The 25,847-nt window shown below is 64.8% G+C and carries 24 protein-coding genes; 8 read left to right on the plus strand and 16 right to left on the minus strand.

What is annotated here, in order from left to right:
* Genes KI241_RS10560 through KI241_RS10575 form a run of 4 tightly spaced genes read left to right on the plus strand, consistent with a single transcriptional unit; the run spans position 1 to position 3,090 of the window.
* The gene (locus KI241_RS10560) at positions 1-684 is read left to right on the plus strand and encodes an iron-containing redox enzyme family protein (protein ID WP_047735562.1); all 684 of its coding nucleotides are present in this window, start codon (positions 1-3) and stop codon (positions 682-684) included.
* Positions 685-687: 3 nt separating this feature from the next.
* Positions 688-1,299, plus strand: a complete 612-nt coding sequence (locus tag KI241_RS10565; protein WP_047735560.1) for a flavodoxin family protein — start codon at positions 688-690, stop codon at positions 1,297-1,299.
* A gap of 5 nt (positions 1,300-1,304) precedes the next feature.
* Positions 1,305-2,213, plus strand: a complete 909-nt coding sequence (locus tag KI241_RS10570) for a DMT family transporter (protein WP_047735558.1) — start codon at positions 1,305-1,307, stop codon at positions 2,211-2,213.
* Positions 2,200-3,090 carry an alpha/beta fold hydrolase gene (locus KI241_RS10575; RefSeq protein WP_123578835.1) on the plus strand — a complete coding sequence of 297 codons (891 nt, stop codon included), beginning with the start codon at positions 2,200-2,202 and terminating at the stop codon, positions 3,088-3,090. The genes KI241_RS10570 and KI241_RS10575 overlap by 14 nt, the downstream gene beginning before the upstream one ends.
* 18 nt (positions 3,091-3,108) lie before the next feature.
* Here the strand turns inward: KI241_RS10575 and KI241_RS10580 are convergent, their stop codons facing one another.
* Positions 3,109-3,993, minus strand: a complete 885-nt coding sequence (locus KI241_RS10580) for a LysR substrate-binding domain-containing protein (RefSeq protein ID WP_042728850.1) — start codon at positions 3,991-3,993, stop codon at positions 3,109-3,111.
* A gap of 146 nt (positions 3,994-4,139) precedes the next feature.
* Between KI241_RS10580 and KI241_RS10585 the strand changes: the two genes are divergently transcribed.
* From KI241_RS10585 to KI241_RS10595, 3 genes are all read left to right on the plus strand, one after another.
* Positions 4,140-7,181, plus strand: a complete 3,042-nt coding sequence (locus KI241_RS10585; protein WP_212803662.1) for an FAD-binding and (Fe-S)-binding domain-containing protein — start codon at positions 4,140-4,142, stop codon at positions 7,179-7,181.
* 170 nt (positions 7,182-7,351) lie between these two features.
* Positions 7,352-9,097: an OPT family oligopeptide transporter gene (locus tag KI241_RS10590; RefSeq protein WP_212803663.1), complete on the plus strand. Its 1,746-nt coding sequence runs from the start codon at positions 7,352-7,354 to the stop codon at positions 9,095-9,097.
* A 359-nt stretch (positions 9,098-9,456) separates the two neighbouring features.
* A complete protein-coding gene (locus KI241_RS10595) occupies positions 9,457-10,707 on the plus strand; it encodes an MFS transporter (protein ID WP_212803869.1) in 1,251 nt (416 codons plus the stop codon).
* A 7-nt stretch (positions 10,708-10,714) separates the two neighbouring features.
* Here the strand turns inward: KI241_RS10595 and KI241_RS10600 are convergent, their stop codons facing one another.
* The 13 genes from KI241_RS10600 to KI241_RS10660 form a co-directional block, all read right to left on the minus strand.
* The gene (locus KI241_RS10600) at positions 10,715-12,769 is read right to left on the minus strand and encodes a methyl-accepting chemotaxis protein (protein WP_123578842.1); all 2,055 of its coding nucleotides are present in this window, start codon (positions 12,767-12,769) and stop codon (positions 10,715-10,717) included.
* Entirely contained in the window at positions 12,766-13,590 is an 825-nt protein-coding gene (locus KI241_RS10605) for a DUF4198 domain-containing protein (protein ID WP_042729201.1), read from the minus strand. Before KI241_RS10605 ends, KI241_RS10600 begins: the two co-directional genes overlap by 4 nt.
* 7 nt (positions 13,591-13,597) lie before the next feature.
* Positions 13,598-13,921, minus strand: coding sequence for a hypothetical protein (locus tag KI241_RS10610; RefSeq protein WP_042729200.1), 324 nt, complete (start codon positions 13,919-13,921; stop codon positions 13,598-13,600).
* Positions 13,922-13,950: 29 nt separating this feature from the next.
* Complete coding sequence (locus KI241_RS10615; protein WP_237614135.1) at positions 13,951-14,910, minus strand: zinc ABC transporter substrate-binding protein; 960 nt, start codon at positions 14,908-14,910, stop codon at positions 13,951-13,953.
* Complete coding sequence (locus KI241_RS10620; RefSeq protein ID WP_042729199.1) at positions 14,907-15,812, minus strand: metal ABC transporter permease; 906 nt, start codon at positions 15,810-15,812, stop codon at positions 14,907-14,909. The genes KI241_RS10615 and KI241_RS10620 overlap by 4 nt, the downstream gene beginning before the upstream one ends.
* On the minus strand, positions 15,809-16,489 hold the full coding sequence (locus KI241_RS10625) for a metal ABC transporter ATP-binding protein (protein ID WP_042729198.1): 681 nt from the start codon (positions 16,487-16,489) through the stop codon (positions 15,809-15,811). The genes KI241_RS10620 and KI241_RS10625 overlap by 4 nt, the downstream gene beginning before the upstream one ends.
* Before the next feature lie 14 nt (positions 16,490-16,503).
* Positions 16,504-17,436 (minus strand): zinc ABC transporter substrate-binding protein, encoded by a 933-nt coding sequence (locus tag KI241_RS10630; RefSeq protein WP_042729197.1) that lies wholly within the window; start codon positions 17,434-17,436, stop codon positions 16,504-16,506.
* A complete protein-coding gene (locus KI241_RS10635; RefSeq protein WP_212803664.1) occupies positions 17,433-18,173 on the minus strand; it encodes a hypothetical protein in 741 nt (246 codons plus the stop codon). Before KI241_RS10635 ends, KI241_RS10630 begins: the two co-directional genes overlap by 4 nt.
* Positions 18,173-18,661, minus strand: a complete 489-nt coding sequence (locus tag KI241_RS10640; protein WP_042729195.1) for a DUF6644 family protein — start codon at positions 18,659-18,661, stop codon at positions 18,173-18,175. Before KI241_RS10640 ends, KI241_RS10635 begins: the two co-directional genes overlap by 1 nt.
* 32 nt (positions 18,662-18,693) lie before the next feature.
* Positions 18,694-19,179: a DUF6644 family protein gene (locus tag KI241_RS10645; RefSeq protein ID WP_042729194.1), complete on the minus strand. Its 486-nt coding sequence runs from the start codon at positions 19,177-19,179 to the stop codon at positions 18,694-18,696.
* 29 nt (positions 19,180-19,208) lie between these two features.
* Positions 19,209-20,717 carry an alpha/beta hydrolase domain-containing protein gene (locus KI241_RS10650; RefSeq protein WP_080922045.1) on the minus strand — a complete coding sequence of 503 codons (1,509 nt, stop codon included), beginning with the start codon at positions 20,715-20,717 and terminating at the stop codon, positions 19,209-19,211.
* Positions 20,718-20,768: 51 nt separating this feature from the next.
* Positions 20,769-21,536, minus strand: a complete 768-nt coding sequence (locus tag KI241_RS10655) for a hypothetical protein (protein ID WP_123578847.1) — start codon at positions 21,534-21,536, stop codon at positions 20,769-20,771.
* Positions 21,537-21,602: 66 nt separating this feature from the next.
* Positions 21,603-21,995: a DUF6152 family protein gene (locus tag KI241_RS10660; RefSeq protein WP_123578848.1), complete on the minus strand. Its 393-nt coding sequence runs from the start codon at positions 21,993-21,995 to the stop codon at positions 21,603-21,605.
* Between the two features lie 285 nt (positions 21,996-22,280).
* On the opposite strand from KI241_RS10660, the gene KI241_RS10665 reads away from it, so the two are divergent.
* Positions 22,281-23,618, plus strand: a complete 1,338-nt coding sequence (locus tag KI241_RS10665) for a hypothetical protein (RefSeq protein WP_123578849.1) — start codon at positions 22,281-22,283, stop codon at positions 23,616-23,618.
* Between the two features lie 72 nt (positions 23,619-23,690).
* Here KI241_RS10665 and KI241_RS10670 read toward each other — a convergent pair whose 3' ends face one another.
* Both KI241_RS10670 and KI241_RS10675 read right to left on the minus strand, forming a co-directional pair.
* The gene (locus KI241_RS10670) at positions 23,691-24,254 is read right to left on the minus strand and encodes a cytochrome b/b6 domain-containing protein (RefSeq protein WP_042729190.1); all 564 of its coding nucleotides are present in this window, start codon (positions 24,252-24,254) and stop codon (positions 23,691-23,693) included.
* Positions 24,255-24,362: 108 nt separating this feature from the next.
* Entirely contained in the window at positions 24,363-25,817 is a 1,455-nt protein-coding gene (locus KI241_RS10675; protein ID WP_042729189.1) for an aldehyde dehydrogenase family protein, read from the minus strand.
* Positions 25,818-25,847: the final 30 nt, after the last annotated feature.

Below are 25,847 nucleotides of genomic sequence, written 5' to 3' on the forward strand. Positions count from 1 at the left end.
ATGCAAGCATTCTTCAAGGAACTCGACGCCATCGTCGACGCGGGCTGGGCCCAGATCAAGCAGGGCGCCTACTGGAAATTCAGTCAGGAAAACCCGACATCGCCCGCGCTCTATCAGCAGTTGATGCTGCAGGTGTACCACTACACCCGCTACAACTCGGTCAACCAGGCCGCGTGTGCCTTCAGCGCCGATCCGGAAGAAACGACCCTGCTGCGTTTCGTCTACAAGCACGCCCTGGAAGAGCTGGGCCACGAGCGCATGGTGCTGCGCGACCTCGAATCGGTCGGGCTGCTGCCGCAGGAAATGCCGGCGCCCCTGGCGCCGACCCAGGCGCTGATTGCGTTCCTCAACGACGTGGCGATCCGCAAAGGGCCGATTGCGCGGCTGGGCTACAGCTACTGGGCCGAGGACGTCTACGAGCACATCCAGCCGATCCTGGAACGGTTCCGCGCCGACCTGGGCCTGAAGGACGAGCAGATGACCTTCTTCGTCGCTCACTCGACCATTGATGAGAAGCATGCCGAGGAAGTGCGCGTGGCCATGCAACGAGCGGTGAAGACCGAAGAGCATCGCCGCCAGATCAAGGAAGTGGCGCGTGTCACGTTGTGGCTGACCGGGCAACTGATGGAGGAGGCGTTACGCGCTTACCTGGTGAGTGAAGAAGGGCTGCGGGAGGCGTCCTGAATCATGAACCTGACCATCATTGTCGGTTCCAGCCGACCTTGTGGGGTCAGTGCACGGGTGGTGGCGCTGGTGCGCCGCCACCTGGGCGAGGAGGTCGAGGTCGATGCCATCTGGCTCAAGGACTACCGGATCGACTACTGCGACGCCGATAACGCCTGCTCGGAACAGGACTGCGCGATGCAGGACGACGTCGGGCAGTTGGTGGCGCGGCTGGATCGCGCCGATGCGGTGCTCTACCTCCCCGTCATGCACGCCTACGGTACCAACAGTCGCTTCCAGGCGTTCCTGGAGCGCGTCGGCTACGGCTTCCTGCGGCCGCGCCAGCGCCCCTTGCGCGACAAGCTCGCGGCGATTGCGGTCGTCGGCCGGCGCTATGGGCACACGGCCGTTTTCTCCCAGGTCGCGTTGAACGTGCTGCTCAACAAAATGATCCTGGTGGGGTCGGGCTTTCCACCGTGTTTCCAGACACAACTGGCCCACGACCCCGAAGCGGAGCAGGCCTTGTGCGAGACGCTGGACCGGCTCTGCGAGCACCACCGTCGACTTCACCCCACGGGGCTCGTGCCGGCCAAGCCGGAACGGATCCTGCGCCCCATTCAGTTTCAGAAGGGCTAACCGTCATGCCATTGAAAGATTCATTGCTGGCGCTGCTGGTCGCGCTGCTCTGGGGCGCGCAGGTCACCGCCGTGAAGATCGGCGGCGCCGAGTTGCCACCGATCCTCATGGTCGCCATGCGCTACGCGATCATGGCGCTGTTTCTCCTGCCGTTGCTCAAGCGTCTCAAGCGCGAACAATTCGGGACCGTGGCGCTGGTCGCGACGATCACCGGCACCTTGCACTTTGGCTTGCTGTATTGCGGCATCGCCCGGGTAGATGCCTCGACCTCGGCGATCATCTACCAGTTGGCGGCCCCCTTTACCCTGATCCTGGCGTTCGCGTTGTTGGGCGAAGTGCTCAAGGTGCAGGTGCTGGTGGGCATCGTGCTGGCGTTCGCCGGGGTGCTGGTGCTGCTGGCCAAACCGTCGGCGAGCGGGAGTGTCGTGGGCATGCTGCTGGTGGCGCTGGCGGCCCTGGCCTTCGCGCTCGGGTCGGTGTTGACCAAGCGCCTCGGGCCGTTGGACCCGCTGGCGTTGAGTGCCTGGACCGCTGTGATTGCCGCACCGCAACTGCTGCTATGGTCGTTCATCCAGGAAGGCGGGCAATGGGCAAGTGTCCAGGCGGCCAGCGCCCAGGCCTGGTGGGCGGTCGTGTATACGGCGCTCAGTGGCGGCCTGCTGGGGTTCGGCCTGTGGTTCTGGTTGCTGGGGCGTAATTCGATGCAGCAACTGAGCCCGTACCTGCTCCTGGTGCCGTTGTTCGCGATCGCCGTCAGCCAGATCCTGCTCGCAGAAGGGATCAGCCAGCGCCTGGTGATCGGTGCCGCGTTGACGCTGTCGGGCGTGGCGTTGTGCCAACTGCGCGTGGCGCAACGGCTTTTTTCCAGGCTCGCGGGGCGCAAGCGGCAAGAGGTGGCGGATGAACAGCGTTGATCGGCTGTTGCTCGGCACCTTGCGCCTGGTCCACCGCTGGCAGTTCGGCCTGAAGCTGCGCTGGCACACGAGTGAGCAGGGACGCCTGGCGTACCTGCAAAGCACCGGCGAGCGGACAGGCCCGACCCTGGTCATCCTGCACGGCCTGGGCGCCAGCAAGGATCAGTGGGGGCCTGCGATCCTGGGCATGGCGCGCCGTCACCCGTGTCTCTTCGTCGATCTGCCGGGCCATGGCCAGTCCTTGTACGCGCCGTCCGCGGGTTACGGGCCGCAGGCCTTGCTGGCAGCACTTGAGGGCCTGTTGGATAAGGTCATCGAAGGCCCCTTCGTGCTGGTCGGCAGCTCCCTGGGCGGTTGCGTGGCCGGCCTGTACGCCGCCAGGCATCCCCAGCGGGTCAGTCACCTGGTCTTGCTGGCGCCGGCGGGACTGGGCCCGAACGCGCTCGGCCCGGTGTTGCAAGCAGGCCTGCAAGGGCAGGGCAGCGTCTTTGGTTATCGCACGGTCGAGGAAATGCGGCAGTTCTGGCGCTTGTTGTTTCGCCAGCCGCCCCGGGTAGGCGGGCGCCTGGCGCAGGCCATGGCCGCCAGCGGCAGGGCGAGGTTCGCGGCGGTACAGCGAGTGGTCGAGGACTTTCGCCGCGAAGGCTTGGATGTGCTGCTCGATCGGCTTCCGCAAATCGTTTCGAGAACGTTGGTGATCTGGGGGCAGCATGACCAGGTGTTCCTTCCCGCGACACTGGATCACCTGCTCGAGCAATTACCCGATGCCCGCGGCCAGTTGATCGAAGACTCAGGGCATGTGCCCTACCTTGAGCGGGGCGCCGAGGTCGTCGCGGCCATCACCGGCTTCATCTCGACCCCTGGGCCTGCACACTGACGTCGGCGCGCCTGGGCATCAGATCTGCTCCAGCAACCAGCTACGGAACGCCCGCAGCGACGGCAGCATTTCGTTGCGGGGCGGGTAGGTCAGGTAATAGCTGCGGCGGCTGGCGACCGGCAGGTCAAGGCTGATCAGTTCGGCGTTGGCCAGCTCATCGGCCACCAGGATGCGCGGTACCAGGCCGATGCCGATGTCCGCCTTCACCGCCTGGATCAGGTGAGAGGTGAGTTCGAAGCTGGGGCCCAGGCGCATCATGCGGTGGGGCAGGTTGTAATGGCTGAACCAGTCGCCCCAGACGGTGGGGTTGTTCGCCACGTTGAGCAGCATCTGTTCGCTGATCCGCTGTGGGGTCCACGTCTCATGGACCTTGGCCGCTTGCGCGGAAATGACCACGGTCAGTTCTTCGGCGTGCAGGCGATGGCTGATCAGGCCGGGCATGTCGGCATGGCCGACGACGATGGCGGCATCGATGTCGCTGGTGTCGAAGTCGATGGCATCGATCCGGGAGTTGATGTGCACCAGGATGCCGGGGTGGGTCTTGTAGAACGCATGCAGCCGCGGCAGCAGCCACTTCGAACCGAACGTCGGCAATGTCGCCAGGCGCAAGGTGCCACTGCCGGACTGATACGCCATCGCCTGCAACGTCGCGCTACGGATGCGCCCGAGCGCCTCACTCATTTCCCGCTGGTACAGGCGTCCGACGTCGGTCAGCCGGACCTGCCGGCCTTCACGACGAAACAGCGTCAGCCCCAATTGTTCTTCCAGGGCCTGCACCTGCCGGCTGACGGCGCTTTGGGTCAGCGACAGCTCCACGGCGGCGCGGGTATAGCTTTCATGCCGGGCCGCGGCTTCAAATGCCAGCAGCAGCGACATGGACGGTGTGAGGTGGCGATAATTCATTCGTAAAAGTCATCGATAGCGGCAGGATTATCCGTTTGTCTGGCCGCAGAGCCTAAGGGAACATTGGCTAAAATGCCGGTCCGAGCCTGACCGATTCATGCGCCGGCGACAAGTATGACCTGATGAGACCCTTGAGAGGCCATTAAATGATCGCCCAATTGCCGGCCGTTGCCCCTGCGGCCCATTACCCGGAATTTCTCGAGGCCCTGCGCGCCAGCGGCTTTCGTGGCCACCTGAATGCCGACTACGCCACCCGTACCGTGCTGGCGACCGACAACTCGATCTACCAGCGCCTGCCGCAAGCCGCGGTCTTTCCCCTGGACGCCGATGACGTCGCGCGCATTGCCCGGCTGATGGCCGAACCGCGCTTTCGCCAGATCAAACTGACGCCACGAGGGGGAGGCACTGGCACCAACGGCCAGTCCCTCACCGACGGCCTCGTGGTCGACCTGTCGCGGCACATGAACACCATCCTTGAGATCAACGTGGCCGAGCGCTGGGTGCGGGTGCAAGCGGGCGTGGTCAAGGACCAGCTCAACGCTGCGCTCAAGCCCCATGGGTTGTTCTTCGCCCCGGAGCTGTCCACCTCCAACCGCGCCACCGTGGGCGGCATGATCAACACCGATGCCAGCGGCCAGGGCAGTTGCACCTACGGCAAGACCCGCGATCATGTGCTGGAACTGCACAGTGTGCTGCTCGGCGGTGAGCGCCTGCACAGCCAGCCGCTGTCCGACGCCGAGCTGACGCAGGCCTGCGCCGAGCCCGGGCGCATCGGCGAGGTGTACCGCACCGCGCGGCAGATCCACGACACCCAGGCCGACTTGATCGAGTCGGTGTTCCCCAAGCTCAACCGCTGCCTGACCGGTTACGACCTGGCGCATCTGCGCGATGAGCAGGGGCGTTTCAACCTCAACAGCGTGCTGTGCGGCGCCGAAGGCTCGCTGGGTTTCGTGGTCGAGGCCAAGCTCAACGTGCTGCCGATTCCCCACTATTCGGTGCTGGTGAACGTGCGCTACGGCAGCTTCATGGACGCCCTGCGCGATGCCAATGCGTTGCTGGCCCACGAGCCGCTGTCGATCGAAACCGTGGATTCGCGGGTGCTGATGCTGGCGATGAAGGACATCGTCTGGCACAGCGTCGCCGAATACTTTCCGGCAGACGCCGAGCGCCCGACCCTGGGCATCAACCTGGTGGAATTCAGCGGCGACGACGCCGCCCAGGTGAATGCTCGCGTGGCGGCGTTCGTGGAGCACCTGCAAAGCGACAAGACCATCGAGCGCCTGGGCCATACGCTGGCCGAAGGCGCCGCGGCGGTGAACCGCGTCTATGCCATGCGCAAGCGCTCGGTGGGCTTGCTGGGTAACGTCGAGGGCGAGGTTCGCCCGCAACCGTTCGTGGAGGACACGGCGGTCCCGCCGGAGCGGCTCGCCGACTACATCGCCGAGTTCCGTGCATTGCTTGACAGCCACGGCTTGAGCTACGGCATGTTCGGCCACGTCGACGCCGGGGTGCTGCACGTACGCCCGGCCCTGGACATGAAGGACCCGGCCCAGGCTGCGCTGGTCAAGCCGATTTCCGATGCCGTGGCCGAACTCACCCAACGCTACGGTGGCTTGCTGTGGGGTGAGCATGGTAAGGGCCTGCGCTCGGAATACGTGCCGGCGTTCTTTGGCGAACTGTACCCGGCGTTGCAATCGCTCAAGGGCGCATTCGACCCTCACAACCAGTTCAACCCCGGCAAGATCTGCACGCCGCCGGACGCCAGCGAAGGCCTGCTCAAGGTCAACGAAGTGACCCTGCGCGGTGAACTGGATCGGCAAATCGACGAGCGCGTGTGGCAAAGCTACGGCACCGCCATGCACTGCAATGGCAACGGCGCCTGCTACAACTTCGACCCCGACGACGCCATGTGCCCGTCGTGGAAAGCCACCCGCGAACGCCAGCACTCGCCCAAGGGCCGGGCGTCGTTGATGCGCGAGTGGTTGCGCCTGCAAGGCGCGGCCAATGTCGATGTACTGGAGGCGGCACGTGACGGAGCGTCCTGGCTCAAAGGCTTGCCGACGCGGTTGCGCAACAACCGTGCGCGGTCACAGGGCGAGGCGGATTTCTCCCATGAAGTCTACGACGCCATGGCCGGCTGCCTGGCCTGCAAATCCTGCGCGGGGCAGTGCCCGGTCAAGGTCAACGTGCCGGAGTTCCGCTCGCGTTTCCTGCAGCTCTACCATGGCCGCTACCAACGGCCGCTGCGCGACTACCTCATCGGCTCGCTGGAATTCACCATCCCCTACATGGCTTACGCACCGGGTCTGTACAACGCGGTAATGGGCTCCAAATGGCTGAGCCGGCTGCTCGCGCGCCAGGTCGGCATGGTCGACAGTCCGCTGATCAGTCGCTACAACCTCCAGGCCACCTTGACCCGCTGCAAGGTCGCCGTCGCCAGCGTGCCCGCCCTGCGTGAGTTGAGCGCCGCACAACGTGAGCGAAGCGTGGTGCTGGTGCAGGACGCCTTCACCCGCTACTTCGAAACACCGCTGCTGGCGGCCTTCATCGAGCTGGCTCACCGCTTGGGCTACCGGGTTTTCCTTGCACCCTACAGCGCCAATGGCAAGCCGTTGCACGTGCAGGGGTTCCTCGGTGCCTTCAACCAGGCGGCGATCCGCAACGCCACCCAGCTCCAGGCCCTTGCCGACTGCGCGGTGCCCCTGGTGGGCCTCGACCCGGCCATGACCCTGGTCTATCGCCAGGAATACCAGAAGGTGCTGGGGCTCGACGCGTGCCCGAAGGTCTTGCTGCCCCAGGAGTGGCTCGTCGATGCGGTGGCGCCGCAGACGGCGCCCGTGGCGCGCACGTTCCGCTTGCTCGCACACTGCACGGAAAAGACCAACGCGCCCGCCAGCACGGCCCAATGGCAGACCGTGTTCGCCCAGTTGGGGCTCAAGCTGGTGACCGAGGCGACCGGCTGCTGCGGCATGTCCGGCACCTACGGGCATGAGGTTCGCAACCAGGACAGCTCGCGAACCATTTTCGAGCAGTCCTGGGCCGATAAGCTGGACAAGGAAGACGAAGCCTTGGCCACGGGCTATTCCTGCCGCAGCCAGGTGAAGCGCCTGGCGGACAAGCAGCTGCGTCACCCGCTGGAGGTGGTCTTGGAGCAGGTGTTGGCCGGGCAGGCGCAGAAGGCTGGCTGAGTCCGGTGGGCTCAGCCGGGGATCTATTCTCTGGCTGGGCCTGCGCTTTCGCGAGCAAGCTCCCACACGCGGATTTGCCGGTGTGTGTGAACCTTCCGTGCATGCAACGCTCACTTGTTAAGCCGTCGCGCCGAGTGATCGTGCTGTCTCATCGCCGATAAGGAATTCGCATGCTCCACACCTCGCCACCGAATCCCCTCGACAGCCCTGTGCAACGCGAGCTCAGCCTACGAGCGGTCACGACCGGGATCGTGCTTGGGATCCTGTTGACGCCTTCCAATGTGTACGCCGGGTTGAAGATCGGCTGGTCGTTCAACATGTCGATCATTGCCCTGCTGATCAGCTACGGCATCTGGCAAGGCCTGGCCCGGCGTTCCGGCGCCGGGGTGCCGTGGACGCTGCACGAAAGCAACATCAACCAGACCGTGGCGTCTGCCGCGGCCTCGATCATTTCCGGTGGATTGGTGGCGCCGATTCCGGCGTACACCTTGCTGACCGGGCAGCAATTGGATGCCCTGCCGATGGTGGCCTGGGTGTTCTCGGTGAGTTTTCTCGGGATCTGGATTGCCTGGTACCTGCGACCGTCGTTGCTCAATGACAAGGCGCTGAAGTTTCCCGAGGGGATGGCGACGCTGGAAACCCTGTTGCACATCTACAACCACGGCCATGAGGCAGCAACGCGCCTTAAGGTGTTGCTCGGCGCCGCGTTCGTGTCCGGGCTGGCCAAGTGGATCGACACATTTATGTGGGCCTTGCCACGCTGGGCGCCGACGGGCCAGTTGGAGCGCCTGACCTTCACCGCTGACCCCTCGCTGCTGTTGCTGGGGTTCGGCGGCATTATCGGGATTCGTGTCGGCCTGAGCCTGCTGCTGGGGGCGTTGCTGGCCTGGGGCGGGTTGGCGCCGTGGTTGCTGGGGCAAGGCCTGGTGCAGTTGCCCCCTGGCAGCAGCGGTCCGCAGTTCGCGGCGCTGGTGGAGTGGTTGTTGTGGCCGGGCGTGAGTCTGATGGTCTGCTCGACGCTGGCCTCCCTGGCGATTCGCCTGTGGTCGTTGCACGCGTCCACCCAGGCCGGTGGCGGGGCGCTCTGGCGGGTGCCCAAGGTGGGGCCAGCCGCCGGTTTCGGGCTGGCGATTGTCCTGGTGGTGAGCCTGCAAGCGCTGCTGTTCGGCATCAACCTGTGGATGGCCTTGCTGACCATTCCCCTGGCCATCTGCCTGGCCGCCGTGGCCGCCCGGGTGGTCGGCGCCACGGGTATTCCGCCCATCGGGGCCATCGGGCAACTGTCACAGCTGAGCTTCGGCATCGTGGCACCTGGGCAGGTGCCGATCAACCTGATGAGCGCCAACACCGCCGGCGGCTCGGCCGGACAGTGCACCGACCTGATGAACGATTTCAAGGTGGGCCGGGCGATCGGCGCGACGCCGCGCAAGCAGTTGATCGCCCAGACCCTGGGGATTTTCGTTGGCAGCATCGTCGGGGTACTGGCCTATCTGGCCTTGATCCCGGACCCACAGGCCATGCTGCTCTCCGAAGAATGGCCGGCCCCGGCGGTCGCCACCTGGAAAGCCGTGGCGCAAACCCTGACCCATGGCCTGGATTCCCTGTCGACGAGCATCCGTTGGTCGATTTTCGTCGGCGGTCTGGCCGGCTTGCTGCTGGGCATACTCGACAGCATGTTGCCCGAACGCCATGCCCGGCTGCTGCCCAGCACGGCGGCCCTGGGCCTGGCGTTTGTACTGCCGGCATCGGTGTCGTTGATGATGGCTTTCGGCGCCGTGCTCACCTGGCTGGTGAGCTGCCGCTGGCCGACCGTCACGGAACGGTTCGCCATCACCGCGGCAGCGGGGTTGATTGCCGGGGAAAGTATCACTGGGGTCGGGGCGTCACTGTGGGCGATGCTGGGCAACGGAGGATAGGCCTACCCCACACGGTGGCGCCGTCATCTCTTTGTGGGAGCGGGCTTGCCCGCGAAGGCGGAGGGTCAGTTTGCTCCGGTGCTGGATGGGCCACCGCCTTCGCGAGCAAGCTCGCTCCCACAAGGGGATCTGTGGCGGACACACCTCTCCAGTCCGCCAAATGACTCTGTGGGAGCGGGCTTGCCCGCGAATGCGGTGGGTCAGTCGCTGGGTTGGCTGGTTGAAATGACGCCTCGCTCTCGTCGTCTGACGGTTTGACTGAATGAAGAAGGGACCTTAGGGTCGCCTTGCGCTTGCGGCATTTGAGCGTCAGTGCCGCTGTCAATTATCTTCGGGCCAATGCCCTTGCCGAGGCCTACGTGGATCGACACCTGGATCGCCGCAATAACCTGTCCCTGGACAGCCTGAACTTCTTCCTCGCCGACGTCCGCGACGGGCTGGGGCCATACCTGGCCATCTATCTATTGGCCGTGCATCAATGGCAACCCTCCAGCATCGGCATGGTCATGACCCTGGCGGCCGTCGCCGGGCTCATCACCCAGGGCCCCGCCGGCGCGTTGATCGACCGCGTTCGCAGCAAGCGCGCGGTGGTGGCGGTCGCGGCCTTGCTGGTGACGCTGGGGTGCCTGGTGTTGCCATTCACCTCTTCGTTTGGTCTGGTGGCGTTGACCCAGGCCCTCAGTGCCGTGGCGGCGTCGGTGTTCGCCCCGGCCATCGCGGCCATTTCCCTGGGCATCACCGGGGCGAAAGCCTTTACCCGGCGGACCGGGCGCAACGAAACCTTCAATCATGCGGGCAACGCCTGCGCCGCGTTGCTGGCCGGTGGTTTCGCCTGGCTGTTCGGTCCCATCGCGGTGTTCTACCTGATGGCGGCGATGGCCTTGGCCAGCATCATCGCGGTCAGTTGCGTGTCCGCCGAAGCCATCGACCATGATGTGGCCCGCGGCCTGGAGACCGGCCAGACCGTCACCGGCGAGATGCCTTCGGCGTTACGGATCCTGCTGGATAACCGCACGCTGTTGCTCTTCGCCATGTGCTGCGCGCTGTTCCACCTGGCCAATGCGGCGATGCTGCCGCTGGTCAGTCAGAAACTCGCTCAGGCCAACGCGCACCTGGCCACGCCGCTGACCTCGGCGTGCATTGTGGCGGCGCAACTGGTGATGGTGCCGATGGCCTGGCTGGTGGGCCTCAAGGCCGACATCTGGGGGCGAAAGCCACTGCTGCTGGCCGGATTCCTGATCCTGCCGATTCGCGGCGTGCTGTACGTGCTTTCGGACGATCTTTACTGGCTGGTGGCGGTGCAATTGCTCGACGGCATCGGCGCCGGGCTGTTTGGCGCGCTGTTTCCGCTGGTGGTCAAGGACCTGACCCAGGGCACGGGACGGTTCAACGTCAGCCTCGGCGTGCTGTCCACTGTGTTCGGCCTCGGCGCCGCGTTGAGCAACAGCCTGGCGGGCTTCGTAGTCGAAGGGGCGGGCTACAGCGCGGCATTCCTGACACTTGCCGCGATTGCTGCGCTGGCCTTCGGCTTGCTGTTGGCCATGCCGGAGACCTGCCTGTCACGGCGTGCCCCACGGCCCGATGCCGCCGTGGCGGGGGCCATGGAGTGACTTGACGTCAGCCCGCTCCTGCACGGAAGTGCCCGACCAGTTGCTGCTGATGGTTTGCCATGTCGTACAGCGAATGGCTGGCTTGCGAGGCGTCCTGCATGCGGCTGGTCAATGTCTCGCTGATAACTCGGATGTCGCTGACGCGATGGCTGATGTCTTCCACCACGGTGCTTTGCTCCAGGGCCGCGCTGGCGATCTGCTGATTCATGTGTTCGATCACTTCCACGGCGTTGGCGATGTGTTGCAGCGCGCCATGGGTCTGTTCGACATGGATGACGCTGCCCCGGGCCAGTTCGCGGCTCTGTTGCGTGCTCTGCACCACCTCCAGGCTGAGTTGTTGCAGTGCTTCGATGACACTGCGTATCTGCTCGACCGAGGCCTGGGTATTGCTGGCCAGGTGGCGAACTTCGTCCGCCACCACGGCGAAGCCGCGTCCCTGTTCACCCGCCCGGGCGGCTTCGATGGCGGCGTTCAAGGCCAGCAGGTTGGTCTGTTGAGCGATGGCGCAGATCACATCCAGCACCTGGTTGATCTGCTGGCTGTTATCGGCAAGCGCCTTCACTTGCCCGAGCGTCGTCTCCAGGCGCCGGTCGAGGGTCTCGATGCTGCCGGCGGCGTTGGCGAACAGTTCCTGGCCTGATCGGCTGGCGTGATCGGCCGCCGCGGCGGCGTCGGCTGCCTGGTGGGAATGGCGCGCAACTTCCTGGGCGCTGACGCTCATCTGATGCAGCGCGGTGGCGGCCAGTTCCACTTCCTGGTACTGCTGGCGCATGCCGGCGCTGACTTCCTCGGCCACCCTTGCCGAGGTGTCGGCGTTATCTCGCGTGTCTTGGGACGCTTGCTGGATGTTGCGGATAATGGGCTGCAGCGTGTCGAGAAACCGGTTGAAGCCCCGTGCCAGTTGGCCCAGTTCGTCGTGGCGCTCATGGGGCAGGCGCCGGGTCAGGTCGCCGTCGCCCTCGGCAATGGCGTCGAGTAAGCGCACGACGTTGAGCAACGGGCGGGTGACGCCGTAGGCGCTGAGCCAGATCAGCAGCAATCCGCAGCCGCCGGCCAGCAGGCCCAAGCCGAGGTTGAACCAGTTCTCCTGGCGCCGCTTGTCGTCCAGTTGTGCCTGCATTTTCAGCGCGGGTGCTTGCACCTGTTCTTGCGGCACGCGTATCTGCAATTGCCAGGGCGCGTTGCCGGTGACCGTTTGCACGGCTTGGCGGACGTCGATGCTGGCGGCCGACACCGTGCCACCTTGCCCGGCCACCTGGCCGGAGGCGGACAGGATCCTGATTTCACTCTGCCCGGCATACAGGTCCGCGGCGAGATGGGCCGCGAGTTCCTGCAGCGTACTGAGACTGATGTCCATGCCCACGACACCGAGGGTCTTGCCGTCGACGACCAGGGGCACCGAAATGCTGCTCATAAGGGTCTTGTGCCCCTCGACTTCGACGGCGTAGGGCTCCGTGACGCAGACGCGACCTTGCGTCTGCGGACACACGAACCAGGCGTTGGCTGGTTCGCTGCCGGCCGGTGCGGTGTCGGCAAAGATCTGGGCTTCGCTGAGTACTTCCTGCACCAGGCGCCCAGGCTGGCTTTGCGACCAATACAGGGCAAAGCGCCCGATCTCGTTGCCGGCCAGATCACGCCTCCCGGAAAAGCCGGCATCTGCATCGCCCAGTGCGTTGGGGAGCAACACGACATACAAGCCGAGGATCTTCTCGTGTCGCGCGAGCGCTTGGCGCGTCACGCCGAGCAGGTCATGACGCAGTTGCTCGACCGTCAGTCGCCCGTCCCTGGCCTGGGCGTGCAGTTGAAGAATCGTCTGGGCAAGCCCCTCGCCGTACAACGCTGTGTCATTGAAAAAACGCTCGACTCGCTGGCCATGGAACGAGGCTTGGGCCTGCAAGCGTTCCAAGGCCGCTTGCCCCAGCAACTCGCTGCTCTGGCGTTTCAGCAATGCGGCACTCTGTTGGTTCTGATACAGCGCCGCCGCGGTCAGGGCCCCGACGACGACCAGCAGGACCAGGCCACTCAGGAGGGTGATCCGCCATTGGATGGTGAGGCGATTCATTTCATGTCCCTGGCTTGGACCCACAGCACCGCGTCCTGGGACAGCGGCTTGCCCTTGTGGGTTTTCGTGGTGCCGATGTCGAGGGCGGCAATGCCCCACCAACCGGCCCGGGGTAGGCCGATGGTGATGATGCCCTGGGCATCGGCGTATGTGCTCGTGGCGTTGAAAGAAGCCTGTGGGGCCGTGACGTCGGCATGTTGGCCGAAAGTGTTGTTGTCGATCTCGACGGCGTGGTTGAGGTATTCGACTTCCACCTCGGCGAACGGCACAGGCTTGCCGTCGGCCAGCACGACAGCGCGGAACACGCCGCCGGTCCAGTTTGCATAAGGCTTGCTCAGTGGCTGGATCTCCACCGGCAGGCCCTGTGGCTCAGCCCAGTTGCCGGGCACGCCGCCGACGTTCACGACCAGCTTGGTGAACTGCTGGATGTAGACGTCTTCTTCGGTTTCCAGGTAAGGCTCGGGTTCGAGTACGAAGATATGGTCACCCAGTGGTCGCACCACTTCACGGGGAATTGAGGCGCGGTAGGCGGTTGCCCGGTTCTCGCGGCTTTGCCACTGGACAGGCCGCAGGTACTGGCGCAGGTCGATTTTTTCCCCGCCATGGGCGCTGGTGTGACTGAAGGCGCGGGGCGTTTCCATGACCATGGTGGGGCCACCGGCGAACGGGTGCGTGAAGACGACCGCGAACTCCAAGGGTTCGCCGCGTGCCAGGGCGGTGTCCTTGACGTAGAGCATCTGGAAATGCGCCTGCGCGGCGCCGGTCATGCCGATGAGCATCGCCGCGACGAGGCCTTGGAGCAGCGTTCTTGGATGGGTCATGGTCGATTCACTGTGTGATTTCGGAGGACTGGATCGAGACGTCATGGCCGTCTCCGCCAAGGAACGACACCGAGTAGCTGCCGGTGGGGGGCTGGAACCTGTAGGTGTTGTCATGGCCGACACTGCCTTCGAGCAGCACTTTGCCGCTGGCGTCCCGGACGTAGACTTTCCTGCCGGCGGCGGAGCTGCCGTCGGTGAAGCCAGCCTCGCATTTCACCTGGTCATCGGCCTCGATGTAGCAGTCGAAGACCGGCCCATGGGCGAGGGCCGCCTGGCAGAATAGCAGGGCACCGGCGATGGCTGGCCGGTGCATCGAACAGGGCATTTTCATAGGGGGGCAGTCTCCAGGGGCCGAGTGGGTCATTGGTGTGTGTCGGTGGCGGCGAACGCGGTCAGCAAGGCGTCCAGGTTCACGCGCACGAGTGCGTCATAGGCGACGGTTCCCTTGGCGAGTATTCCTGGGTTGCCCGCGTCCAGTATCAGCAAGCGAGCGCCGCCATCCTCGATGGCCTTGGCGATCCTGGCGTCCGGCGCCCATTTGTGGACCACCACGTGGATGTCTCGCTCGCGCAGGTAGCGGCTCAGCGCGGCGCGGTCGTCGTCGCTCCAGTCGACGTCCTGGCAGACAAACCAGCCGTCGACAAAAATGTCGAACTCGCCGAACAGGTAGATGAACTCATCGGCCAACGACAACACGCGCAGGTCCGGCCGTTGCGCGAGCCGGTCGCCGTATTCGGCCTTGAGTTGGCGCAATCCGCCTTCGAGTGTGGTGAGGTTGCGTTGTATTTGCGGGGCGTCGGCGGGGGCCAGGCGTATCAGGTCGGCGGCGATGTTCGCCGACAGGCGCATGGCATTGATGGGACCGAGCCAGGCGTAAGGCGACGGGCCGCCGTTGCCGTTCCGTGCACCGGCCCAGGGCACGTCGTTCGCGGGTGTGCGGGCCACGGCGACGCCGGGCCTGATCGAGTCCCAGGAGCGCGAGGCGTCGATCTCGACGGTGCGCAGATTGTGACGACGGGCCGCGGCAAACAAGGGGTCGGCGCGCCAGAGACTGCCGAGGGTGATCACCGCATCGGCCTGCTGGAACACGCTGGCATCCAGGCGCGCCAGTGCGTTGGCCTGGCTCTCCATAGGCGTGGCGGCATCGGGCGGCAGACGGACGACTTCGATGCCGGTGTCGGCGCTGAGGGCTGAAGTCAATGCCTGTAACGCCGGCAGCGCGACCAGCACCCGGGGGCCGGCGAAGGCGGCCGGCGGAGTGCCCAGCAGCAGGACCAGCAGCGCGAGCCAGGAGCGAGACGACCGGCCAAGCCTCTTCATAGGCTGGCCCCCCGGAATCGGGCCGCGGTCGCACGCAGCACGGCGGTCACGATGAACACCAGGGCAGCGACGATCACGATCGCACCACCGGTGGGTACGGGAATCTGGAACTGCATGGGTGCCAGGATGCCGACGATGCAGGCAAAGGTGGCAATCAGGACGGCAAGCGTGACCAGCCCCGGGAGCGAGCGGCTGACATTGCGCGCCGCTGCGGCCGGTATCAACAGCAGGGCCTCGACCAGCACGGCGCCGATGATCTTCAGGCAAGCCACCGTCACCAGGGTCACCAGTATGACGAACAGGTACTCGACGCTGCGCACCGGGACGCCCCGGGCGTGTGCCAGGCTCGGATTGAGGCTGCTCAGCAGCATGCCGTTGTACAGCGGCAGCCCGACGAGCGCACAGGTCGCTGTGACGGCGAGCAGCACGTTCATGTCGGTGTGGTCCACCGCCAGAATGGAACCGAACAACACGCTTTCCATCACATGGGTGTTGATTTTTGCCGACACGAACAGCAGCAACGATGCCCCGACCGCCAGCGAGATCGACAGGAACACGCCGATCAGCGTGTCGTTGGACAGTGCCGTGCGATGCTGGGTGTACTTGAGGGTCAGCGCAAACAACACGCAGAAGCCGAACATTGACCAGTAGGGCGAGGTGTAGGACTCGCCGATCAGCACGCCAATGGCAACCCCGGTCATGGCCGCATTGCCGACGGCCTGGCTGAAGAAGGCCATGCGCTTGATCATCACCATCGAGCCCAGCACGCCCAGCAACGGCCCTATGAGCAGTGCGCAGAGCAACGCATTGATCACGAACTCGTATTCGAACGGTTGCGGCAGGAAGTGGTTCGCCGCAAGCGCCTGGAGATGGTCGCGAATGAACGTGTAGAAGGCGCTCATCGGGACATCTCCAACTGGCCGGCGACCTGATGCGGGTCTCCATGGAACATCACCTGCCGGTTGATCCCGGTGACCGACTGGGCAATGCGCCTGACCTGTTCGAGGTCGTGATTGACCCAGAGGATGGTGGTGCCCGTGCGGTGCAGCTCGACCACCAGTGCCTCCACCAGGCGTATGCCGGCTTCGTCGATGCCCGCCGTTGGCTCGTCGAGGATCAACAAGCGGGGCGCCGGGGTGATCGCCTGGGCCAGCAGCACGCGCTGGCGTTCGCCACCGGACAGGCCACCAAAGGGCTTGTCTCCCATACCGGCAACGCCGGTACGCGCGAGGGCCTGGGTCGTCGCCGCACGGTTGGACCGGGTTGCCCCCAGGAACGCCGGCTTGCGCTGGCCGAGCAGGGCCATGACATCGTTGACTGTCATGGGCAGGTTGTGGTCGAAATCCAGCCGCTGCGGGACATAGCCCATGGGCCTGGCGCACTCGCCTTCGAGGCGGATGGTCCCTGAGTGCGGCATCTGGCCGAGCAGGGCGCGCACCAGCGAGGTCTTGCCACCGCCATTGGGTCCCACCAGGCAGTGGAGCGCTCCGGCTTCGACCCGCAAGTTCACCCCGTCCAGTGCTTGCGTGCCTCCCAGTTGCAGCGAGACGTTATCGAACACGACAGCGGGTCCGCGCATCAGGTTTTTCTCCTTCATTTTGGCTGGGTGAATTCGACGGCCTCGGCCAGGGTCTCGAGGTTTTCGCTCATCGCCACCTCGAACTCGTCCGCGCTGTAGGCGCCGCCGGTGATGTGGGACAGGGCGAAGACTTTCACCCCGGTCGCAGCCTCGATCGGCTGGGCCAGGTCGATGGAGAAGTACTTTTCGGCGAACAGCACGCGGACATTGGCTTTCTTGATCGCGTCGAGGGTATTGGCCAACTGCCGCGCGGTCGGCGCGACGCCATGGCGCGGCTCGATCACGGCACTGACGAACAGCCCGAACTCCTGCATCAGGTAGTCGTAGCCGGCGTGCGTCGTGGCACAGCGGAACGAAGACAGGTCCAGGTTGGCGAAGCGGTTCATGAAGCGTGCCCGTAGCGCGCGGATGCGCCCGGCGTAGGCCAGGGCATTGCGTCGATAGGCCGGCGCGTTGTCCGGGTCCAGCTCGCCCAACCGGCGGGCGATCTCGAACACCTGCTGTATCGCGGCGGTGGTGGAGACAAAGGTATGCGGGTTGACCACCTTGGCACCGCCCTGGTCGCCGGCGATGGGAATGAGGGCGACCGTGGCATTGGCCTGGATGATGGGCAGGTTCTCGGTGCGGCCGGCGGCCTTGACGATCTCGAAGGCCCATTGGTCGTGGCCGATACCGTTAACGACCAGGGCATCGAGCGTCATCGCCCGGGTGATGTCGGCGGGCAACGGCTGATAGTTGTGCGGGTTCGCCTGCGCCGGAATGAGCGCCACCACCTGCGCCTGGTCACCGACGATGTTGGCCACGAAGCTGTAATAGGGATGCAGAGTGACACCGATCTTGAGCTTCTTGCCCTGGGCATGGGCCTGGCCGGCGAGTGCGATGGCAGGGAGGAGCATCAGCAGCGCGATACACCGGCGCAGCCGGGCGCAGCTTGCAGGGACGATCATGGCAAGGTTCCTTTTACGCGTTCGATTTCTCGGCTGCCGTCATAGGCAATGACCTGGCGCCAGCCTTTGCTGACCAGCGACTCGGGCTTGACGATGCCGGGGTAGGGCGCGTCCGGGTCGTGGTGGACCCAGATCGTGGCCTGGTTGGCCCACATGACGCCGGCATGGGCATGCCCGATCACCAGCAGGTAGGCGCTCTGGCCTGGCGCGCTGCCACCGGCGCCGTAATAGACCGTCGCGCCCTGGCCTTGGGTGGCTTGCGACACGCTGGCAGTGCCCGGGGCCGGCGCAGGAGCATCGGCGTGACCTTCGGTGTGCGTGTCGCCGGCAACGGCATGGGGTTGGTGGGTGCCTGGCAGGATCAATTGCCAGCGCACCTTGCCGTTGGCCTTCCAGAAGGCATCGCGGTAGAACGGCGGCAGCACGAGCTTCTGCGCCTGCTCCAGGGTGATCCAGCCGCCGGTGTCGTTGTTGAACCAGATGATTTCCTCGCCGGCTGGCAGCAGTGCGCCGTGGATCGCCTGGTCGACCGCACCCAGGCCGTCGAAGGAGCGGACCTGCCAGCTCAAGGCGGTGGGCGGGACGGCTTTCTGGGGTCGCAGCAGGACATAACCGGCGACGCTGGCGATGACCGCCAGGGTCATCAGCAGCAGGGCCAGCGACTCCCATCGGCCCGAGCGCGGGCTCACCAGCCTGGTCGCGGCGCCTGTGGGGCTGCGTGGCAACAGGCGAGCCATCAGAAAAAAGCGATCCAGCGGCCGAGGCACACCACCCCGGCCCACAACACCATCGAGCTGAAGCCGGCGACGCGCGCCTGGCCGGGGGGCGGTAGCGTCGCGTCCCATTCCTCGATCCGGCGAAAGACCCCCAGGTGGAATATGCCCATGTTGATGCCCGCCAGCAGCAACAGCCCCATCTTCCACCAGAAGATCGGGTTCTGCGCATAGGTGGAAGCGTTGGAAGCGAACATGAGCAGGCCGGTGATCACACACGTCGCAAAGGCGACCCAGGTGAATGGCAGCAGCTCCTGGATCAGCCGCAACGCGCTGCGGCGATGGGCAGCGATGCCGAGCAGGCGCAAGTCCACCACGGCGATGGTGCCGAACACCAGGGCGATGCCGATCACGTGCACCGATTCGAGGGTGGGGAAAGCCGAGCCCGATTCCCTGATCCAACTGGCGACAGTGGTGGCTTCGAGGGCTTGCAGGGCGGATTGAATGTCCATGGCGAATACCTGAGAGCTGTGGGTTGGAAGCGTTAGATCGTGTAGGCGATCCAGCGGCCGCAGAAAATCACCACGCACCACAGGGCGATCGACAGCCAGGCAAGTGGCTTGACCAGACGGCTGGCACCCTCCGGGGGTTGCCCAGCAGGGCGCAGCAAGGGGCGTCGGATCCACCAGGCCAGGGTGAACGCGGCCACTACCAGGGCCATCTTCAGCCAGAACGTCGAGTTGACGAGGACACGGTCGGGTTCGCCGATGGACATCACCAGGCCTGTGGCGAGCAGGACGATGAGAGCGTTACGCATCCACGGGTAGTAACGGCGCACGACGCTGCCCAAGGGCTCGTCCGTGGCGAACAGGCCGGCCAGCCGCAGATCGGAGATGAAGGCGCAACCAAAGATCACTGCGATAGCCAGGATATGGATGGACTGGACAGTGGGTACGACCCAGAGCATGTCCCGGATGGCTGTGCTCACCGGTGTCGCGTAGAGCCAGGCAATGATCGGTGCTGATGACATCGGTTTTCTCCCGTGTTGGGTCAGGGGGGTTAGAAGTCTTGGGGGCGCGCCACCGGACGCAGGTCCGGCGCATCTTCCGGCAGCAGATAGCCTTGCTGGATCGCCGTGGCCTTGGCCTCTTCGAACTGCTGTTGGTACTGGCTGAAGCTTCCATAGCGCTTGCCGAGGCGCTCCTTGGAATAAGGCGCCTTGGTGTCGTAGATCAGGCCGCAGCCGGTTTCCTGGTCGGTGAGATAGGTCGCGCTGGGCACCTGGATCCACGGCGGGCGTACGCCGCCTTGGAGGTTGCCGGTCACCGGGTCGCGCGCGGCGGTCTTGCCGGCGCGCAGCACACGTTGGGCCCTGGGCATCGGCTTGCCTTCGCGAACCCATTGGTCCATGCCGTCCAGCAGCGCCGCGACGACCACCTCCGCCGGCTCGTCATACAGCGTTCGGCACTGTGGGTCGTCACCCTTGCCAATGTCGGCGGCGACCTTCTCGGTGTGCTCCGTGCCGAGGTCGGCCAATCGCAGGTGCGGCATGCCGGTCACTTCGTAATAGCGGATCTGCGGGTTGTCGGTGTCCGGTGGCAGGTCGATGCCTTCGATAACGTCGTGCATCAGTTCCGACTGGCTGTAGACGGTCACGAAAGGCACGCCGGCAGGCATCTGGCGCGGCACCCGGATCACGTCGCCGCCCACTTCGCCATAGGCCATGCGGCCAGTCATGTAGGCATCGATCAGGGGCGTTGCGTCGGGCATGCGCCATTGCTGGTGCCGACCCTGGTCGAGGTAGTCCATCCAGACTTGCGCGGTTACCGCCCAACTGTTGACATAGATTCGGCGCACATCGAGACCGGCCAGCGGACCTTGCGCCGATGGGGTTTTGAGCAGCAACGCCAGTTGCGCCCCGATGCCCTGGGATTGCGGCGCGAATGGGTCGGGCGCGTTACCGCGGGTGAAGCGTTCGGGGTCGTAGTAGCTGGCCAACGGTGCGTAGCGTGCATAGTCGAAGCGACGCATGAATTCGAAGTTGACGATGCGCCCGTATTGAGCAATCTGCTCGGCCTCGGCGGCCGGGGTGTCCGAGAGGAACTTGGGGTCGACCGGCGGCCGGTTGATGTTCAGCGTGTAGCCGACGTATGCGTAGCCGCGGCGCAGCAGATAGTCGCGAGTGAGGATCCATCCGGCACCGCGCTCGCCGAACCAACTGAAAGGCTCGATCACTACGGTGCCATTGAAACGCGCCGGGTCCGCCGGTTTACGCACCAGAATGCGTGTGGTGTAGGGCGCATCGAAGAGCTGCTGGCCGCTGGCGGTGATGGCCGGTGCCACGCCTTGCAGGTAGAACTCTTGCTCGACGTAGCGTTGCCCATCCAGGTCGCTGTACTCGGTGCCCGGATAGTTTGCCGAAGAGAGCGGTGGCTTGCCGGACGGTGGCACGGCGATCACCGTGGGCATGCGGGGCACCTCGGCGAAGGCGCTCGACATCAGCAGCAGCGACATGCAGGCGCCCAGTCTCGTCGGTCGCAGGCAATGGGAGGCGATCAGTCGTTCCATCCGGGCACTCTCCAGAAGTTGTGGGCCAAGTGGTGATTGAAGGGCGTCGCGTCAGTCGCGCCGCAGGCTGGTCTTGCCCTCGCTGTCGATCACGATCTGGTTGTTTTCGCAGACGTATTCCTGGATGCGGTAGTCGGACCGCTTGTACTCGAAGGTGAAGCGATAAGGGCGGTTGAGTACTTGGGGGTCTTCGATCAACACCTCATCCACCAGATGGTCCGGTGTCGTCAGCCTGATGCGTTCGGTGATCTTCATGTCCTTGCCGTGGGGAACGTCGTAGAAAGCCACGTCCGTGCGCACCGCGAGTGTTTCCACCACCAGGGTGTCGTCTTCCCAATGGCCCCGCGAGTGGCCCTGGTAGGTGGGGTCCAGTTTCTCCTTCGGCGGCATCGCTTCGTTCAGGAGGATCCGGCGGACTTGCTGGAGGTACTCGCCGAGGACCACCACCTGTTGCTCGTCGTGGATGATCTGGATGGGAAACAGCGCCGCCATCAACACCGGCATGCCCTCTGGCAAGCATCGGGCGCTGGTGGTTGCCAAGGGTGTCCCGGCCTCGTTCGCCGCGGCTTCGCGCTTCTTCAGCACGGCGTATTCACTGGCATAGGGTTCCTTCAGGTCCATCGGTCCGCCCGGGTGCACCGGGTTGTCCGGGTTCTCGCCGAACCAGTCGTCCGGGGTTCTTTCCCAGGTGCCGCTGATGTCGGGGCGTGTGGCCGTGCCTTGGCTCTTGGGCGTTGCCGCCGCGTTCATCCCGGCGAACGCCATGAGGGCGACGCCGAGCAACATCGTTGCCGGGTTCAAGGTTCGTGTCGGTTTCATTCAAGCGTCTCCACCCTGTTGATCTGTGTGCTGTCGAGTACTCATGAAGCCGGGGCGCGATGGGTTTCAGCCGCCGCCCGTGAGCACGACATCACCGATCTTGATTTCCACCAGCAACCCGCCCGGTTCACCGTTTTTCAGCGGTTTGTAAGTGACCTCGGCGTCCTCGCCGGCCTTGATCGAGTCGGCCGTCCAGCCTGTGCGGCTCAACGCGTTGACGCTGCCGGTCTCGATCTTGATCTGCTGAGGCGGAGGGCCGGGGGTGTCGAGGTAAATGGCGATATGGGGGTTGGTCCAGGCAAAGCGCTGGATCACGCCCTTGACCGTGATCGTCCGGGTCTGGTCGAAGATCGCGAACGAATGGTGGGCCGTGACCACGGTGGGCAGTGCGCTGCTGGCGACGAGAGCCAGCAGGCAAAGCCCCTGGCGCAATAACGGGGATGGGGACATGGGAGTCATGGCGGTGCCTCGGTTCTTATACGTTCTTATGGCCCCAGCATAAGGTCGGCACTGACCGAGGCCGTAACCCAAAACGGCAACCTCTCGGGTCTCGCAAGTGTTTTTGCAGTGCGATGTCCAGCCGTTTCCTGCGACTGCTGCGCAGCCCAGCGGGGGCCCGCGGCCGCGCCACGGATCGCAAGCGCAAACCACTGCATTGCACTTGCTGATTTGGGTTACCGCATGGGCAACCCTGGCCGAAACACTCCCGGCTCGCCTCATAAATATAAAAACAGGAGAGACGTCATGCGCACCCCCCCATACGCCCCAATGTTTTCACTGGTCGCCCTCTGCACGTTCGAGCCCCAGGCCCTGGGCTACGAGCTGTACAACGAGAATGAAGGCGCCACCGTCCTGAACGCCGACCTGTGGGCCGGGTTCGGCTGGTTCGGCAGCCAGGAAAACTACCTCGGTGACCCGCAGAAGCAGCCCGGCAGCATGCGCTGGCAGGAAGGTTTCGTGAAATATGGCTTGAGCGGTACGACGGATAAGCTCACGGATGGTTCGGTCTATGGTGGCTTGAGCTTGATCAGCTCGGGAACGTGGGGCGATGGGGATCCGGGGTCGAACACGGACGGGAGCGAAAGGGACACCGCGCTGGAAGATGCCTACCTGGGATGGAAATCAGGTGAGTCGGTACCGGCGCTGGGCCAGGACGGAGTCGACTTCTCTTTCGGTCGACAGCTGGTGACGGTGGACGGTTTCCTGATCACCGACGACGGGTTCAACCCCGGTAGGGCCTTCAACCCTATCGAGGGCGTTGTCGATGGCCGATTCGATCGCGGCGGTGCCTTCTACCTGGGCTCGCGTCTGGCGTTTGGCAACACCGCTGTTTTGAAGCTGGGAGGGACGCAGGGGCTTCACGGCAGCCTGATGTGGCTGAAGTCGGATAACCCAGGGCAGTCCAAGACCGAAGTGGCGGCCGCCACCGTCGACTACACAACGTCTGTCGGCTCGATCGGCTCGACCTATATCCGCGGCCTGGATGTTGAGAAACGCTACGCCTTCGCCGACCGGATGGAGCGTAAGGGCATGGATATCTACAGTGTTCGCGGGCAGGGCAACGCCGGGATCGAGAATGCCGATTTCGCCTTCGAGGTGGCGCGTCAGGAAAAGCGCTCGGGGGCGCAACGGGCCATGTTCTTCGATGCCGGCTACACCTTCGCCGATATCAAGTGGCAGCCGACCGTGAGTTATCGATATGCGCGCTATTCCGAAGGCTGGGACTTCCTGTTCCAGGGTGGCTACCGCAAACGCTACCAGGGTGAAGTGGCGGTCAACTACGCCGGTTCGCTGACCTCGAACATGGTCACCAACGACGTGCTCCTCTCGGTCAAGCCGACCGATAAACTGACCCTTAACGCGATGGCCTTCGACTTCCGCCAGCTCTCGGATCGACAGGAGCGCGACTACAGCGCGCGGGAGGTGGACCTGTTCCTGGATTGGATGGTGACGGACACCATCACGCTCTCGCCGCTGCTGGGTTTCTACAAGCCCGACAAGTGGCTCGGCAACGGCGGGCTGCAAAGTGGCAGTGCCGCGACCAACACGTACTTCCAGTTCATCGTCTGGGTAACGTTCTAGGGGGCACGACAAAAAAAGGCGCCACGAATCGTGGCGCCTGCTTGCAAAAGGGGGAGGAGGTACCGCGCCTGTTCAGAGCATGCGGCGCATCACATCCTTGCGAGGGTCGCGGTCAAGGAAACGGTGCTTGAGAGCACCAACGATGTGCAGCACGATCAAGGCGAGCAGGGTGTAGGCGAGCACCTTGTGCAGCCATTGGAAGACGACGAACCAGTCGTCGTTCTTCGAGAGCAGTTCGGGCAGGTTCACCCCGAAGAAGAACACCCCGTCGCTCATGGTGTAGGTGCTCGACATGGAGTACCCCATCAACGGCACGACGACCAGCAGCCCATACATGGCGCGCTGCACCAGGTTCGACAGGATCTGTTCATGTCGGTCCAGGGTGCTCAATGGCCTGGGCAGGTCGACGGTTCGCGAGCGCAGGACGATCTGGACCAGTACCAGCAGGAACGCCAGCACCCCGAAGGACTTGTGCCAGGGGTAATAGAGTTCGTACTTGCTCGCCACTTCATCAGCCAGGCCGGTCATGTGCCAGCCGGCCCAGAGCAGGCCGGTGACGAGCACGGCGCGCACCCAGTGCAGTAACCGCAAGGACGTCGGATACCGATCAATTGTCGCTTGATTTGTGCTGTTCATCGCAGTCTCTTCATTGATCATCAAGGCATCGGGGCTGCATGTCCGGCCGGCCAGTGTCCAGGCCTTGCGCGGCCTGGACGCTGGTTCGGTCCGGTGCAGTGAGTGTTTTCAGGTCGGCAACAGTACGGTGATGACTTTCTCCTCGGTGTAGGCCAGCGCGCCGGTAATCCCGCCTTCACGGCCAATCCCGCTGGCCTTGACGCCACCCCACGGCAGGTTGGCGTCCAACGGGCTCCAGCAGTTGACGCCCACGGCGCCGGCCTTCACTGCCGCCGCGACGCGATGGGCGCGCACCAGGTCGCTGGTCCACACGGTGGCGGCCAGGCCGTAGCTGGAGTCGTTGGCCAGCGTCACGGCTTCTTCTTCGCTGTCGAACGTTATCACCGTGCCGACCGGGCCGAAGATTTCGTCTCGGGCGATCGCCATGTCATTGCGGGCATTGGCGAAGATCGTCGGCCGGACGAACCAGCCTTTTCCGGGGTTCGACACGCCGCCGGCCAGCAGTGTGGCGCCCTGGTCGATCCCCAGTTGGATGTAACGGTTGACGCGTTCGAACTGGGCTTTCTTGGCGACCGGGCCCATCTGCACATCGGGCAGGCGCGGATCGCCCACCTTGACCGTGCGCGCGGCTTGCGCAAGGGCGGCGGCGAAGCGTTCCGCGAGGCTGCGGTGCACCAGGATGCGTGAGCCGGCCGCACAGACCTGGCCCTGGTTGGCGAACAGGCCGAGTGTGCAGCCACGCAGCGCGTCGTCAAAAGGCGCATCGGCAAAAACGATCTGCGGGCTCTTACCTCCCAGCTCCAGGGCCACGCGCTTGAACAGCACACCGGCGGTGCGCTGGATCTCGCGTCCGGCCTCGGGGCTGCCGGTGAAGCTGATTTTGGCGACATGCGGGTGTTCGCACAGCGCCCGACCCACTTCGGCACCTACGCCGGTGACTACGTTGATCACGCCGTCGGGGAATCCGGCTTCCTGGGCCAGCGCGGCCAGGTGCAAGGCCGACTGTGGCGTTTCTTCCGACGGTTTGATGACCACCGTGCAGCCCGCGGCGAGCAGGGCGGCGAGTTTCCAGACGGTGATCATCAGGGGCGAGTTCCAGGGCACGATGGCGCCCACGACACCCACCGGCTCGCGCACGGTGTACGAGAGGGTGCGGGTGCCGAAGTAGCCGCCGGAGGGGATGGTGCGACCCTCCAGTTGGTTGGCCCAGCCGGCGGCGGCACGCAGGTTGGCGAGCACGTTGGGTATGTCCAGGCGCCGCGGCTCGATGGGCGAGCGGCCGATGGCATTGGCGTCCAGGTCGGCCAGCCGATCGGTGTCGCGCTCCACCAGGTCCGCCAGTTTCAACAGCAGCCGTGCACGCTGGGCGCCGTCGAGCTGGCTCCAGGCGCCGCCTTCCAGTTGGGCGTGGGCCGCTTCCACGGCGCGATCCACGTCCTCGCGGGTGCCACGGGCGCAGCTGCCGTATTGTTGCTCGGTCACAGGGTCGATGAGGGGCAGGCGCCCACCGTCGGAGGCTTCGAAGGTCGCGCCTGCGATGAAGTGATTCAGGTGCTGGGTCATGTTAAAGGCCTTGAATGATAGGGAGTGTTG

Origin of the sequence: Pseudomonas sp. Cab53, assembly GCF_018325965.1 — a bacterium.
Taxonomy (GTDB): Bacteria; Pseudomonadota; Gammaproteobacteria; order Pseudomonadales; family Pseudomonadaceae; genus Aquipseudomonas; species Aquipseudomonas chlororaphis_E.

Excerpts from the sequence above, each read along its gene's own strand:
- KI241_RS10560 (WP_047735562.1), top strand. The coding sequence starts at position 1 with ATGCAAGCATTCTTCAAGGAACTCGACGCCATCGTCGACGCGGGCTGG.
- KI241_RS10565 (WP_047735560.1), top strand. The coding sequence starts at position 688 with ATGAACCTGACCATCATTGTCGGTTCCAGCCGACCTTGTGGGGTCAGT.
- KI241_RS10570 (WP_047735558.1), top strand. The coding sequence starts at position 1,305 with ATGCCATTGAAAGATTCATTGCTGGCGCTGCTGGTCGCGCTGCTCTGG.
- KI241_RS10575 (WP_123578835.1), top strand. The coding sequence starts at position 2,200 with ATGAACAGCGTTGATCGGCTGTTGCTCGGCACCTTGCGCCTGGTCCAC.
- KI241_RS10580 (WP_042728850.1), bottom strand. The coding sequence starts at position 3,993 with ATGAATTATCGCCACCTCACACCGTCCATGTCGCTGCTGCTGGCATTT.
- KI241_RS10585 (WP_212803662.1), top strand. The coding sequence starts at position 4,140 with ATGATCGCCCAATTGCCGGCCGTTGCCCCTGCGGCCCATTACCCGGAA.
- KI241_RS10590 (WP_212803663.1), top strand. The coding sequence starts at position 7,352 with ATGCTCCACACCTCGCCACCGAATCCCCTCGACAGCCCTGTGCAACGC.
- KI241_RS10600 (WP_123578842.1), bottom strand. The coding sequence starts at position 12,769 with ATGAATCGCCTCACCATCCAATGGCGGATCACCCTCCTGAGTGGCCTG.
- KI241_RS10605 (WP_042729201.1), bottom strand. The coding sequence starts at position 13,590 with ATGACCCATCCAAGAACGCTGCTCCAAGGCCTCGTCGCGGCGATGCTC.
- KI241_RS10610 (WP_042729200.1), bottom strand. The coding sequence starts at position 13,921 with ATGAAAATGCCCTGTTCGATGCACCGGCCAGCCATCGCCGGTGCCCTG.
- KI241_RS10615 (WP_237614135.1), bottom strand. The coding sequence starts at position 14,910 with ATGAAGAGGCTTGGCCGGTCGTCTCGCTCCTGGCTCGCGCTGCTGGTC.
- KI241_RS10620 (WP_042729199.1), bottom strand. The coding sequence starts at position 15,812 with ATGAGCGCCTTCTACACGTTCATTCGCGACCATCTCCAGGCGCTTGCG.
- KI241_RS10625 (WP_042729198.1), bottom strand. The coding sequence starts at position 16,489 with ATGCGCGGACCCGCTGTCGTGTTCGATAACGTCTCGCTGCAACTGGGA.
- KI241_RS10630 (WP_042729197.1), bottom strand. The coding sequence starts at position 17,436 with ATGATCGTCCCTGCAAGCTGCGCCCGGCTGCGCCGGTGTATCGCGCTG.
- KI241_RS10635 (WP_212803664.1), bottom strand. The coding sequence starts at position 18,173 with ATGGCTCGCCTGTTGCCACGCAGCCCCACAGGCGCCGCGACCAGGCTG.
- KI241_RS10640 (WP_042729195.1), bottom strand. The coding sequence starts at position 18,661 with ATGGACATTCAATCCGCCCTGCAAGCCCTCGAAGCCACCACTGTCGCC.
- KI241_RS10645 (WP_042729194.1), bottom strand. The coding sequence starts at position 19,179 with ATGTCATCAGCACCGATCATTGCCTGGCTCTACGCGACACCGGTGAGC.
- KI241_RS10650 (WP_080922045.1), bottom strand. The coding sequence starts at position 20,717 with ATGGAACGACTGATCGCCTCCCATTGCCTGCGACCGACGAGACTGGGC.
- KI241_RS10655 (WP_123578847.1), bottom strand. The coding sequence starts at position 21,536 with ATGAAACCGACACGAACCTTGAACCCGGCAACGATGTTGCTCGGCGTC.
- KI241_RS10660 (WP_123578848.1), bottom strand. The coding sequence starts at position 21,995 with ATGACTCCCATGTCCCCATCCCCGTTATTGCGCCAGGGGCTTTGCCTG.
- KI241_RS10665 (WP_123578849.1), top strand. The coding sequence starts at position 22,281 with ATGCGCACCCCCCCATACGCCCCAATGTTTTCACTGGTCGCCCTCTGC.
- KI241_RS10670 (WP_042729190.1), bottom strand. The coding sequence starts at position 24,254 with ATGAACAGCACAAATCAAGCGACAATTGATCGGTATCCGACGTCCTTG.
- KI241_RS10675 (WP_042729189.1), bottom strand. The coding sequence starts at position 25,817 with ATGACCCAGCACCTGAATCACTTCATCGCAGGCGCGACCTTCGAAGCC.